Origin of the sequence: uncultured Mobiluncus sp. (assembly GCF_947254095.1) — a bacterium.
Classification (GTDB): Bacteria; Actinomycetota; Actinomycetes; order Actinomycetales; family Actinomycetaceae; genus Mobiluncus.
This window is the reverse complement of record NZ_CAMYBV010000011.1, coordinates 43,729-56,609: the sequence shown is the minus strand read 5'-3', so window position 1 is coordinate 56,609 and position 12,881 is coordinate 43,729. Positions and strand designations below refer to the sequence as shown.

12 protein-coding genes and 1 riboswitch are annotated in these 12,881 nt (G+C 57.1%); of the genes, 10 read left to right on the top strand and 2 right to left on the bottom strand.

The window, feature by feature from the left end; all coding sequences use genetic code 11:
- Positions 1-31: 31 nt before the first annotated feature.
- On the bottom strand, positions 32-301 hold the full coding sequence (locus tag Q0X47_RS05395; protein ID WP_297723674.1) for an ACT domain-containing protein: 270 nt from the start codon (positions 299-301) through the stop codon (positions 32-34).
- Positions 302-534: 233 nt separating this feature from the next.
- On the opposite strand from Q0X47_RS05395, the gene Q0X47_RS05390 reads away from it, so the two are divergent.
- The 10 genes from Q0X47_RS05390 to Q0X47_RS05345 all read left to right on the top strand — a co-directional run bounded on the left by Q0X47_RS05390 (position 535) and on the right by Q0X47_RS05345 (position 11,610).
- A complete protein-coding gene (locus tag Q0X47_RS05390; protein WP_297723672.1) occupies positions 535-2,118 on the top strand; it encodes an ABC transporter substrate-binding protein in 1,584 nt (527 codons plus the stop codon).
- Between the two features lie 112 nt (positions 2,119-2,230).
- A complete protein-coding gene (locus Q0X47_RS05385) occupies positions 2,231-3,190 on the top strand; it encodes an ABC transporter permease (protein ID WP_297723670.1) in 960 nt (319 codons plus the stop codon).
- Between the two features lies 1 nt (position 3,191).
- Positions 3,192-5,249 (top strand): dipeptide/oligopeptide/nickel ABC transporter permease/ATP-binding protein, encoded by a 2,058-nt coding sequence (locus Q0X47_RS05380; RefSeq protein WP_297723668.1) that lies wholly within the window; start codon positions 3,192-3,194, stop codon positions 5,247-5,249.
- The gene (locus Q0X47_RS05375; protein ID WP_297723666.1) at positions 5,246-6,142 is read left to right on the top strand and encodes an ABC transporter ATP-binding protein; all 897 of its coding nucleotides are present in this window, start codon (positions 5,246-5,248) and stop codon (positions 6,140-6,142) included. Before Q0X47_RS05380 ends, Q0X47_RS05375 begins: the two co-directional genes overlap by 4 nt.
- A 3-nt stretch (positions 6,143-6,145) precedes the next feature.
- Positions 6,146-7,057, top strand: a complete 912-nt coding sequence (locus tag Q0X47_RS05370; protein ID WP_297723664.1) for a dihydrodipicolinate synthase family protein — start codon at positions 6,146-6,148, stop codon at positions 7,055-7,057.
- A gap of 10 nt (positions 7,058-7,067) precedes the next feature.
- Positions 7,068-8,009: an ROK family protein gene (locus Q0X47_RS05365; protein WP_297723662.1), complete on the top strand. Its 942-nt coding sequence runs from the start codon at positions 7,068-7,070 to the stop codon at positions 8,007-8,009.
- A 46-nt stretch (positions 8,010-8,055) separates the two neighbouring features.
- Positions 8,056-8,760: an N-acetylmannosamine-6-phosphate 2-epimerase gene (locus Q0X47_RS05360; RefSeq protein WP_297723661.1), complete on the top strand. Its 705-nt coding sequence runs from the start codon at positions 8,056-8,058 to the stop codon at positions 8,758-8,760.
- Between the two features lie 102 nt (positions 8,761-8,862).
- On the top strand, positions 8,863-9,984 hold the full coding sequence (gene nagA, locus Q0X47_RS05355) for an N-acetylglucosamine-6-phosphate deacetylase (protein WP_297723659.1): 1,122 nt from the start codon (positions 8,863-8,865) through the stop codon (positions 9,982-9,984).
- 52 nt (positions 9,985-10,036) lie between these two features.
- Positions 10,037-10,828, top strand: a complete 792-nt coding sequence (gene nagB, locus Q0X47_RS05350) for a glucosamine-6-phosphate deaminase (protein ID WP_297723657.1) — start codon at positions 10,037-10,039, stop codon at positions 10,826-10,828.
- A gap of 65 nt (positions 10,829-10,893) precedes the next feature.
- On the top strand, positions 10,894-11,610 hold the full coding sequence (locus Q0X47_RS05345) for a nitroreductase (protein ID WP_297723655.1): 717 nt from the start codon (positions 10,894-10,896) through the stop codon (positions 11,608-11,610).
- 181 nt (positions 11,611-11,791) lie between these two features.
- Here the strand turns inward: Q0X47_RS05345 and Q0X47_RS05340 are convergent, their stop codons facing one another.
- Positions 11,792-12,412: a cadmium resistance transporter gene (locus tag Q0X47_RS05340; RefSeq protein ID WP_297723653.1), complete on the bottom strand. Its 621-nt coding sequence runs from the start codon at positions 12,410-12,412 to the stop codon at positions 11,792-11,794.
- 211 nt (positions 12,413-12,623) lie between these two features.
- A riboswitch (Lysine riboswitch) is annotated at positions 12,624-12,802 on the top strand.
- The last annotated feature ends 79 nt before the right edge of the window (positions 12,803-12,881 follow it).

The following is a 12,881-nucleotide window of genomic DNA, read 5'->3' as shown; positions in this document are numbered from 1 at the left end:
ATACGGGGTTCGTGGTGGGGATAGTGGGCGATTACAGGGTGTGCATGACGTTGAAAATGGCTTCGGATTGCACCCGGATTTCCAGGTTCTGGGATTGTTCCACCTCAGTCATGGCCTCCTGCAAGTTCGTCAGGGAGGTGGGGGTGTCGTCCAGTTCCAGCTGCATAATCATCGTGAAGTACGAACCCATCAGGGTCTGGGAAACGTTGGTGATATTGGCTTTCTGGGTGGCGCAGGCATTGGCTACCGCCGCAATAATCCCGGTGTGGTCAATCCCGGTTACAGTCATGATTGCTTTCATGACTCAATTATGCCCTCCCCGCGCCGCTTGGGGCAGCGAGTGAGCCTGAACCCGATGCGAGGGGGGGGGACACCCTTGCGAAAATATCGAGTTTTTGACCGTTTTGCGGGGATGCTCAATGTTAAAATTATTGCAAAAAGGTGTTCAAATCACTCTCACGAACCTTAATCTTCCGGTAGGGTGAACATATCCGATACCCTTCGGTGGACGATTCTCAAAGGAGAGGACGATAAATGCGTTCATTAAAACTGTGGGCTAAAGCATCTGCGGTAGCAGCTGCCGCAGCTCTGGCTCTTAGTGCATGTGGCGGCTCTGGTGCAGACTCCGGCAGTAAAGGTGGTGCTACGGGGGACGGCCCTAGCGGCACCCTCAACGTCGCGGCTGCCTACGCAACCACTGACTTCAACCCTGCAAACAACAGCTCCGGCTTCGGTGTTGGTTCCAACTGGCAGGTCGTGGAGGGTCTGTGGCAGTTCGATATGACTAACTTCAAGATTTACCCGGCCCTGGCTGCTGGTGATCCGGAAAAGGTCTCTGATACCGAATACAATGTGAAACTGCGCGATGGAGCCAAATTCAGCGATGGCACGGACGTGAAGGCTGCTGACGTAGTGAAGGCTTACGAGCGTGCTGTGGCTATTGACCCCGATTATGAAGGCAACCTTTACAAGGACTTCCTGGCTTTCGTTGACTCGGTCAGCGCTGCCGACGATACGACGGTGAACATCAAGCTTAAGTACCCCTTCCCGAAGTGGAAGGAACGCTTCATCAACGTTAAGGTCGTTCCGGCTAGTGCTACCAAGGACGATTTGACCAACTGCCCGATTGGCACCGGTCCGTACATGTACGATTGTGCATCCAAGACCGACACCTCCATCTCGGCTGTGGTCAACCCCAACTACAACGGCCCCAAGCCCGCCAAGGTTGAAAAGATTAACTGGACTGAGCAAACCGATGCCGCTCCGCGTCTGACTGCGGCTCTCTCTGGCGAAATCTCCATCATGGAGGACGTGCAGCCGGATGCTGTGGGACAGCTCGAGGGTAAGGGCTGGAAGGTTGAACCCGCCAAGGGCTTCGCCACCGGCTTCATCCTGTTCAACACCCAAAAGGCTCCTTTCGATAAGAAGGAAGTTCGTCAGGCTTTCTTGAACGCCATCGATTACGCTTCTTTGGTTAAGAATGAACTGGCTGGTAACGCTACCGTGGCGACCTCGTTCCTGCCCGAGACCAACCCGGATTACAGCAAGGCTGCGACCCAGTACTCTTTCAATCCTGAAAAGGCCAAGACCATGCTGGCTGATGCCGGTGCTTCCAATCTGAAGGTGCACCTGGTCGTGGTTGACAACTGGATTAAGAACCTGGCTCCGGCTATTGCCGAAAACCTGAAGGCCGCTGGTATTACCGCCAACGTGGACATCCAGGCTAGCAAGGCGGTGTACTCCAAGGACTTCGTGGATGGCGGCAACTTTGATGTGTTGCTGGCTCCCGGCGATCCCTCCGTGTTTGGTAACGACCCGGCTCTGTTGATGAACTGGTGGTATGCCGACAATGTGTGGACCCAAGCCCGCAATGGCTGGGCTGTCTCATCTCCGGATCAGTTCCAGAAGTTGCAGCAAATCATCACTGAGGGTTCGCAGCTGGATGGTGACGAAGCTAAAGCAAAGTGGAAGGAAGCTCAGGACTTCATCGCTGATGAGGTTCCGATGTACCTGATGTTCCACCGTACCGTGCTCACCGGCTACAATCCCGCAGAAGTTGACGGCGTTACCCCGGTGTCCATGACTGGTCTGCAGCTCGTTGACGTGTCCGTAAAGTGACGCTGAACCGCTAAGACCGCTTGAATCATCGCTGGTTGGTGGCCCCTGGGGCCGAACAAATCTACCTCAGGGGCCACCCAACTGGCGTTTCTAGTGGCTGAGGAGCTATGCATTGAATAACTTATTAAGGCTGATAGGACGGCGTTTAGTCGCATTCCCCGTTATGGTGCTAGGCGTCACGTTCCTGGTGTTCTTCCTCATGTCGCTGTCTCCGATTAGCCCCGAAGCGGGTCTGGTATCGGTTGATGCCACTCCGGAGATGCGCGAAAAAGTCCGGCAAGAATACGGGTTCGATGATCCCTTTTTCGTCCAGTTTGGACGTTATCTGTGGAATCTTTGTCATGGCGACTTGGGGGTTTACGCTCCCGACAAGCGCCCCGTCATCGATGCTATTGGGGCGGCCCTGCCCATCACGTTGCAACTGACGTTCTTGGGCTTGCTTATCGCTTTGGTCGTCTCATTCCCCCTAGGTGTGCTGGCTGCAATCTACCGTGACCGCTGGCCTGACCAGGTTATTCGTGTGATTTCCGTCATCTGCATCGGCACCCCGTCCTTCTGGCTGGCCGTGCTTTTGGTGATGGGATTCATGGACAGCTCCTTCTTCAAAGTGTCCATAGGTAAACAACTACCTGGGATGTTTGAGAACTTTCAGCTGTGGTTCGCCTGTATGTTCCTACCGGCAGTTACCTTGGCCATCCCCGTTATCGGTCAGATGACCCGTGTGGTGCGAACCTCGGTGGTCGAGGAACTCGATCGTGATTACGTGCGTACCGCGCTCGGTGCGGGCATTCCGAAACCAATAGTTATCGGCCGTAACGTGTTGCGTAACGCTCTGATTACTCCGGTAACGGTTTTGGGTCTGCGCGTGGGTTACCTGATGGGTGGTGCAGTCGTTATCGAGATTATTTTCAACATCAACGCCATGGGCAAGCTTTTGATTTCCGGTGTGAACAACTCTTACACGGCTTTGGTGCAAGGCTGTGCCTTGGTCGTAGCCCTAGCCTTCATCATCGTGAACATTGTGGTGGACATCCTCTACTTGCTCATCAATCCCAGGATTAGGTCGGTGTGATATGGGTGCAATGAAGAAAACTATTGAAGCGGTTGAATCCGGAAAAAAGGTTCGTTTTAACCGCTGGAAGCACATGAGTGTGGGTGCTCGCATCTCGGTCATTGTCATTGCCATCGTGGTGCTGATTGCCATCGTGGCACCGCTGATTGCCCCCTACACCGAAAAGGATCTTTTCACTAAGTTCACCGCGCCAGAAAACGCGCATCCCTTCGGTACCGACCACCTCGGCCGTGATGTCCTCTCACGCTTGCTGTATGGCTCGCGTTTCTCGCTGTTCATCGGTTTGAGCGCAACCCTGATTGCCCTGATTGTCGGGGCCATCATAGGTTCGGTCGCAGCCGTGGTTCGCAAGTGGATTTCCGAAGTTATCATGCGCATTATGGACGTGATTATGGCTATCCCGGGCATTGTTATGGCTGCCATTACGGTTCTTTCCTTCAGCCGCGCCCTTGATCCCGGTAACAAGGTTGGCGTCACCTTCGTGGTGGTGCTTTCCATCGCCTTCGTTTATTCCCCGCAGTTGGCTCGTATCGTCCGGGCCAATGTGATGGCGGCTTATGGTGAGGATTATGTCCGTGCGGTCATTGTTTCCGGTGCTCGCGCCCCCTGGATTTTGTTCAAGCACGTGGTGCGCAACACCGCTGCTCCGGTCTTGGTGTTCGCCACCGTTTTGGTCGCTGACGCCATCATCCTGGAAGCTTCGCTGAGCTTCATCGGGGCTGGCCTGCAATCGGCCACGGTGGCGACCTGGGGCAACGTCCTGGCTGACGCATCCGCTAACGGCTCCCTGATTTTTGGGGCCTGGTGGACCGCGTTCTTCCCCGGCGTCCTGATTATGATCACCGTGCTGTGCCTGAACATCCTGTCCGAAGGTATCACCGACGCAATGGTGGCCGCTCCGGCTTCGGCCCCGGTCAAGGTGGAACAAAATACTGCTGACCGTGAAGCCGATGCCCTGCTGCTCGATCCGCGTCGCGCCTACAAGGAACAGGCTGAATCCCTTCAAGCCCGCTTGACGGCCTTGAAGGAAGTTGAATCCAAGCGTAGTGACCGCATGAGTGACGACTTCGAAGGTGAACCGCTGCTGGAAGTGAAAGACTTGTGCATCAAGTTCCCGCGTCACGGGGACGTAAACGTGGTTGACCACGTGAGCTTCTCGGTGCGACGGGGTGAAACCATGGGCCTGGTCGGGGAATCCGGTTGTGGTAAATCCATTACCGCGCTGACCATCATGGGCTTGATTGATCCCAAGGCTGAAATCACCGGCGAAGTCTTTTATCAGGGCCGAGATCTCTTGACGATGAACATAAAGGAACGTCACGCCCTGCTGGGTCACGAAATGGCCATGATTTACCAAGATGCCTTGTCCTCCTTGAACCCGGCCATGTTGATTCGTTCCCAGATGAAGCAGCTGACCAAGCGCGGCGGTACCCGCACCGCCGAGGAATTGTTGGAGCTGGTAGGCCTTGATCCCAAGCGCACGCTGGAATCGTACCCGCACGAACTCTCCGGTGGTCAGCGTCAGCGCGTCCTTATAGCTATGGCTTTGACGCGCGACCCCCAGTTGGTCATCGCGGACGAACCGACCACCGCTTTGGACGTGACCGTCCAAAAGCAGGTCATCGACCTGTTGAACGAACTGCGCAACAAGCTCGGTTTCGCCATGGTTTTTGTGTCCCACGACCTGGCCTTGGTCGCCGAAGTCGCACACAAGATCACCGTCATGTACGCCGGTCAGGTGGTGGAACAGGCCCCGACCGTCGAGCTGCTGGAGAATCCGACCCACGAATACACCCGCGGCCTGCTGGGCGCGGTGCTGTCCATCGAAGCCGGTTCCGGACGTTTGCACCAGGTACCTGGCACGGTGCCTTCGCCCAAGGACTTCCCGGTGGGCGACCGTTTCGCGCCGCGTTCCTCGCACCCCGACTATGGCATGGACATTCCGTTGGAATTCCTGCTGGTCGGTCCCGAGCACGTTTACGCCGCCTTGCCCGACAAGGAAGGGGTCTATAAGCGTGCACCCGAATACGCTGCGAGTGGAAAGGAGGGCCAAGCATGAGCGAGACAACCGCAAACGCAAGCGTTATCGAAAACGAAACGCCAAGTACTATTGACCCCGAAACCCCCATCATCGAATTGCAGGAAGTGGAGGTCACATTCAAAGCGCGTACCGGTTCGATTTTCAAGCCGAACCACGTGCGGGCCGTGCGGGGTGTCGACATGAAAATCATGCCCGGCAAAGTCCTTGGTATCGTGGGCGAATCCGGCTGTGGCAAGTCCACAACCGCGAACGTCATGTGCGGGCTCCAAGTCGCTACGAAGGGCAAAGTGTTCTTCATGGGCAAGGACGTCACGAAGCGCAACGCGGCGGACCGACGCCACATCGGCTCGGTTGTGTCCGTGGTTTTCCAAGACCCGGCCACCGCGCTGAACCCGCGCATGAGCGTCCATGACCAGCTGGCTGACCCGTTGCGGGTCCACAAGATTGGTAACGAGGCGTCGCGCGATAAGCGGGTCCGTGAGCTGTTGAGCCTGGTGGGCCTGCCGCTGTCGGCGTTGAACGCGCTGCCGGGGCAACTGTCCGGTGGGCAACGTCAACGTGTCGCCATTGCGCGGGCCTTGTCGCTGAACCCGAAGGCCATCATCGCTGACGAGCCGACTTCGGCACTGGACGTGTCCGTGCGTGCCCAAATCCTGAACCTGCTTTCAGACCTGAAAAAGGAACTGGGGTTGGCGATGGTGTTCATTTCCCACGACATTCAAACTGTGCGCTACATTTCCGACCGTATTGCGGTGATGAACGCTGGTGTGGTTATCGAAGAAGGCCCGGCTGACGAATTGTTGGCCAACCCGAAGGATCCCTATACCCGTAAGCTTCTTGGTGCGGCTCCGTCGTTGTTGCACCCGAACTTGGGGCAACCTGAGGATGCCAACGTAGATGAAGGAGAATAAAACATGGCAGCAAAAATTAGCGGCATCGTCCCGCCCCTGACTATCCCGCTAAAGAACGGCGAACTCGATGTGCCTTCGCTGGAGAAGCACATTAATCGCTTGATTACGGCCGGTATCGATGGCTTGTTTGTGTTGGGTTCCTCGGGAGAGGTGGCGTTTTCTACCGATGAACGCCGCGGGCAAATCCTTGCCGAATCCAAGCGTATCGTGGCTGGTAGAGTCCCTATTATGGCGGGGGTTATCAGCACGGAGACGGACCGGGTTGTGGAACACATTCGCCAGGCCGAAGACATCGAAGTCGATGCTGTGGTGGCGACCGCCCCGTTCTATGCCCTGCAAGGGGTGCGGGAGATTCGGCGGCACTTCGAAATCTTGCGAGAATGCACGGACCTGCCCATTTGGGCTTATGACATTCCCGCATGCGTACACTGGAAGCTGCCTAATGACCTGGTGATGGACCTCGGGAAAGCCGGGGTCCTCAATGGGGTAAAGGATTCTTCCGGTGACGATGTCGGTTTCCGTTTCCTGTCTCGGTTGAACGCCGAGGCGGGACACCCGCTGCAGTTGTTTACCGGTCACGAGGTCGTGGTGGACGGGGCGTATCTGTCCGGTGCGGACGGCTGCGTGCCCGGCTTGGGCAACGTCGATCCCGACGGCTACGTGCGTCAGTGGAAAGCCGCCCTCGCCAAGGACTGGGAGACTGTCCGCAAGGAACAGGACCGGCTGGCAGATTTGATGACGATTGTCCAGGTCAAAGACATACAGGGATTCGGTGCCGGCATCGGTGCGTTTAAGACGGCGCTGCAGCTGCTGGGGGTGTTCGAGTCTAACGAAATGCCTCGTCCCGTGGCGGCTTTGAGTGGAGAAAACGTAGAGCACGTGCGCAGCGTCTTGCAAAAAGTCGGATTGTTGTAGGAATCCGGCTATGACCTCAGATTACGTCATCGCTATAGACCTCGGTGGCACGAAAATTGCTGCCGCCCTGGCGGATCGGGACGGCAATCTGAGTCTGCCTTGTCGGACGGATACGCCCGCTCACGAGGGCGGTGCGGCCGTGGTCGGGGCGATTAACGCCCTGGTGGGTCAGGTTCGCGCGCAGGCTCACAAGGACGGTATAGACCGGATTGTGGGTGTGGGGATTGGATCAGCCGGGGTAGTAGACCTGGCGGGCCAGCGGATTATTGCCTCCACCGATGCTATTCGGGGCTGGGCCGGTACCGAGGTCGTATCGCTGGTGGAATCAGCGGTGAATCTGCCTGTGACTTTGGAAAACGATGTTAACGCGCATTTGCGTGGAGAAGCCTGGAAAGGCGCGGGAGCCGGGAGAAACTACGTCGCCATGATGGCGTTGGGAACCGGTATCGGTGGAGCTCTCATGATTAACGGGGAGATCCTGGTGGGTCCGCACGGAACCGCCGGTGATTTCGGGCACCTGCCAACCTTGCTTCCTACCAAACGGGCCTGTACGTGCGGACGCGACGTGCCGCATCTGGAAACCGTGGCGTCGGGACCGGGGTTATACGCCTGGTACTTGGAAAACGGCGGGGACCCGTCCGTCGGCGGCACTCGCGAATTGGAAAAACGGGCTCTGTCGGGAGATGAGCTGGCTGCGCGCATCTATACGGAAGTGGCCGCGGAAACCGGGCGCGCTCTGGGATCTATCGTCAATACGGTTGACCCGGAAGTCATGATTGTCGGGGGAGGCTTGGCTAACAGCACGGACATTTGGTGGAAACCCCTCCGGGTGGCTTATCAGGAACAGTTGGTGAATATCCTTCATGATGTGCCGCTGGTGAAAGCGACTTTGGGTAATGCGGCTGCCCTGGTGGGGGCCGCGAAAAAGATTTGGAACCGGGTGGAGGGTTGAACGAACCTGGCGCGAGACTGCGCGCTAACTAAGGAAGGGGAAATGAATGAATGTGCAACGTCAAGCGGTGATTGACGCCATTAAGGGACGGCTTATCGTCAGCTGTCAAGCATATCCGGGAGAGCCGATGCGGCGGTCTGACATCACTGCCGCGGTGGCGCAGTCGGTCGTGGCAGGGGGAGCTGCCGCGGTGCGCGTCCAGGGGATTGCGGACATTGTGGCGTGCCGTCAGGCAGTGGAAGTGCCCCTAATTGGACTCATTAAGTTTGGTCACGAGGGAGTTTACATTACGCCCTCGATTGCTCACGCGCGTGCCTGTGCCTTGAGCGGCGCGGACGTTATCGCTATCGATGCCACTTTGCGCGAACGGGGGGAGGGTGAGACGTTCGCGGATGCGGTAAGCGCGATGCACAAGGAATTTCCTGGGGTGGCTATCATGGCTGACTGCGCGTCCCTTGAAGATGCGAAAGCCGCTGAACAGGCCGGAGCGGACTTCATCGGCACCACTTTGTCCGGTTATACCCCCGGGTATCAGTATGCTCGCACCGCGACTACAGGACCCGATTTCGATTTCATTGCCGCGGTGTGCCAGGCAGTTCACGCCCCAATCGTGGTGGAAGGCCGGATTCACAGCCCCCAAGACCTCGCTGAGGTTTACCAATATCCGATTCACGCGGCTTGTGTAGGCACCGCCATCACTCACCCGTGGCGCCTCACCGAATGGTATGTAGACAAACTGCCGAAAGCCTAGCTGCCTAGGGCGCTGCCTGTCTCCATTCACGGGTAAGGCAGCTGGTGAGGGAGCACACGGCTCACAATACTTGCAGAGAAACTGAGAGGAAACCGGAACAACATGACGATTTATCGCGCAGACACGTTATTTGACGGCAACCAGGTGTTGGGACCCGGCGCGGTGCGGGTAGAAAACGACCGTATCGCCGAGGTTCTCAGCGGAACGGCGGCCGCACAAGTCCGGGCGGACGTGGATTTCGGGACGACTATCCTCGCTCCCGGATTCGTGGATATACATTCTCACGGCGGTGGGGGAGAGGCTTTCACCAACGGGGTTGAATCAGCCCGCACCGTCATCGCCACCCACCGTCACGAGGGGACAACTTCTATCATGGCTAGCCTGGTCACGGATACGTTGGACCACTTGGAATCCCAGATTCGAGATTTGACGCCACTCTATGAGGCCGGCGAAATTTTGGGCGTCCACTTGGAGGGTCCGTGGATGGCAGAGGAATTCAAGGGGGCGCATGACCCCGAGCTGCTGCGCGACCCGGCTCTGGACGAGGTGCAACGCTTGTGCCAAGCTGGTCCGGTTAAAATGGTGACCCTCGCCATAGAGCGTCGTGGAGGACTGGAGGCTGTGCGCTGGCTGGTGTCACGGGGAATCATCGCCGCTCCGGGACATATGAACGCCGACTACGATACGATGAAAGCCGCACTGGCCAATGGGGCGCAAAATGTCACTCACCTGTTCAACGCGATGAAACCGATTCATCACCGCCAACCCGGCCCGATTGTGGCCGCCTTGGAAACGCCGGGATTACCGGTAGAACTCATTGCTGACGGCGTGCATTCACACCCGGCCACGGTAAAGTTCGTGTTTGACGCCAAAGGCCGCGACACGGTTTTAGTTACCGATGCGATGGCGGCCGCGGGCTCGCCAGACGGGGATTATCTGTTAGGGCCCCTCGAGGTCGAAGTTCGCGACGCGGTGGCTCGGCTGAAATCTAACGGAGCCATCGCCGGCTCCACCCTGACCCTGTCCCGGGCGATACGCTTTGCAACTTATACCGCAGGAGTGGATATTTGGTTAGCACTTCATGCCGCTACCGCTAGACCCGCGGCTTTGCTGGGCAGAACAGACATTGGAGTGTTGGTACCGGGGGCCTACGCTGACTTGGTAGTCGAGTCGAGCGCCCTGCAGGTTCAACACGTGTTTCGTCGTGGTCAGCAGGTGCGTTGAAGTGAAAACCTGAGCTTAGCCGGAAAATTGAAAACAACGGAAGGTAATCATTATGGAAATCATTATTAAACCAACGGAACAAGATTTAGCAGTCGTTGCTGCGGAGGCCATCTGCGAGGTTTACGCGGACAAACCCAATGCCGTGCTGGGGGTGGCGACAGGTTCCAGTCCGCTGCCAATTTATCAAGAACTTTCACGTCGGGTTAAGGAGGGGAGCCTGTCTCTGCGCCGCGCCCAGGCTTTCCAGCTCGATGAATACGTGGGGCTGCCCCAGGATCACCCCGAGGCGTACCATAACTTTATTCGCCGGGAGTTTGCCGATATCACGGATATAGACCATAACTCGGTATATGGAGAAGACGGCCTAGCCACGGACCTATTAGCGGAATGTCAACGTTATGAACAGGCTATTGTTGGTGTAGGCGGAATTGATATACAGATTTTAGGTATCGGAGCGGATGGGCATATTGCGTTCAATGAGCCCGGCACGTCCTTAAAGTCCTTGACGCACCCCGCGGTGTTGACCGCCCAAACTCGCCGCGACAACGCCCGATTCTTTGACGGAGACATTGATAAGGTGCCTAGGCACGCGCTCACGCAAGGGGTGGGCACCATTTTACGGGCGCGAAAAATCCTGCTCATCGCCACCGGCTCTAACAAAGCTGACGCGGTTCGTGACATGGTGGAGGGTCCGGTTTCTATCTCTTGCACCGGTTCGGCTTTGCAGCTGCACAACACTGTTAAGGTGCTGCTGGACGAGGCAGCCGCCGCGAAGTTGGAGCGCCAGGATTTCTATCGCGAGATTTATGCCAACCGCCCCCAAGGGGCCTGGCTGGGGTTATAGCCCAAGTATTTGCTGATGCGGTCTCCCCGTGGAGCTGGTCAGGAATTCCAATTAGACTAAAATGCGTGGAATTTTCTGAACTGTTGCAGGCTCGCTACAGTGTGCGGGCCTATCTGGATAAGCCCGTTGAACCAGAGGTTTTACAAGCTGTCTTGGACGACGCGCGCCACTGTGCCTCGTGGTCCAATACGCGCGGATACGTGCTGGCAGTAGCCACGGGGGAACGCCTGGAACGAATCCGAGCGGACTATGCCAGCCATGCCGAAACTGCGTCCGGTATGCTGCGCGGGCGGCCCGGCGCTTTCCTGCGGGCGCTGCGAGAGGGAAAACTGCCCAAAGCCGACTTTAAAACCTGGGGCAAATACCCTCCTGAACTGCGCAAACGTCAGGTTGAAAACGGAAAACGCTACTATGCGCACCTGGGGATTGAGCGCGGGGACGAATCCGGGCGAGCCCAGCAGGTGCGTCAAAATCTCGAAATGTTTCAGGCCCCGGTAGGGATTTTCGTGTTCGTCCATCGTGCGCTGCTGCCCTTTTCCGCCCAGGATAGTGGGCTAATGCTCGCCACCCTCATGCTGGCGGCCGCTAATCGGGGGCTGGGAACTGTGGCCATCGGAACGCTAGCGACCTGGCGGACTCCTGTGGAAACGGAGTTTCGTATTCCCAAAGACTACGGGCTGATTACCGGGTTGGCACTGGGCTACCCCGACCCGGATGCCCAGATAAACGAGTATCGGGCCGAACACCCGCCGCTTACCCTCGCCGAGCCGCGCGACGGATGATGAAGTCAAGCTGCCACACGATTCCACTATCAGTTGGCGCCATCGATTCGTTTGCCCTTTTTCAATTTTTATGGCATCGTCCAGCGGCAGAAACATTTGCTTCCGCATCTCTGCGGATAAAAGAGGTGCTGGTAGTGGTTTGCGCTGGGGACACAAAGCTGGCCGGATAAACGTGCGCCGCCTAGAGCCATCCGGCGAGGATGAGCACCCCGAGCAGGATAAGCACACTCGGAAAGAGCACCGCCTCGAATCGTTCCAGAACCTCCGCGAGCCCTAGACGTCCGGTAATGAACCACGCCAGAGCCAACAGTGCACCCGCCAGCACCAGAAACACCGCGCAGAATATAGCGACTTGCCACCAGGCCGACAAGGCAAAAACCGGCAGATAAACACCGATTTCGTCGCCTCCGTTCGCGATGGTGACCAGGGCGACCGCGCCAACACTAACGGGTTTGCCTTCCAGCTTTGATTCGACTGACTGTGCGTCCCTGGAATCGTTCGACTCCCGGCGTTCCAAAATTTCCCCAATGCCAGCTTTCACTCCCAGAATCAGCGGTATCAGACCCAACAGATGCAACTGAGCTTCGGGAATGACGAAACCGGAAATCAGATTCAGGATCACGGTGGCTGCCAAAATAGCGCTGAAACCGAGGTATTGACCTGCGCAGATACGCAACGTTGTGCCGGGGCGCTGGTGACCGTGGACAAACCATAAGGTCAGCAGCATCAAGTGGTCGATGTTAGTGACCGCAAAGAGCACCAACGCTTGGGCGAGAGTGGAAAGAATCAGGGAAACGTTCACGTGTCAATTATCACCGAAAGGTGTTCAACCGATAAAGTCAACATCACCCCGCAGTAACCTACCGGCGACCGGCCGCACCGAACTTGTGCATCGGCCGAAGACGCCGAACCGCTCAATCGAGCCTGAGAGAGACGCTAACGGTAGCGGAACTTCGAATTTTACTAACTTTTTTGCACCTTTCGCCCCAGAGCCCTAGACTGGAGAGCAATATAAGCATGACGGAGGCGCAGCCGACATCACTAGCTTCCATGAGGGCGGGGAAATCCTTTAGGGGATGCCCGGAAGCGAAAGGGGAGGCTGCCGAGGACGCGAACCATTCCCAAGGGGAAACGTCCGGGCGGGCGGACAATATCCGTTCGACTGTCGCTATTGCGGAGAGCTGTCATGACGCATACGCGCAAGGTATGGGGTCATGGAGCATGACCCCTTTTTGGTGCCATGTTCGAGCTTTCGAAAGTTGTTTGCAACG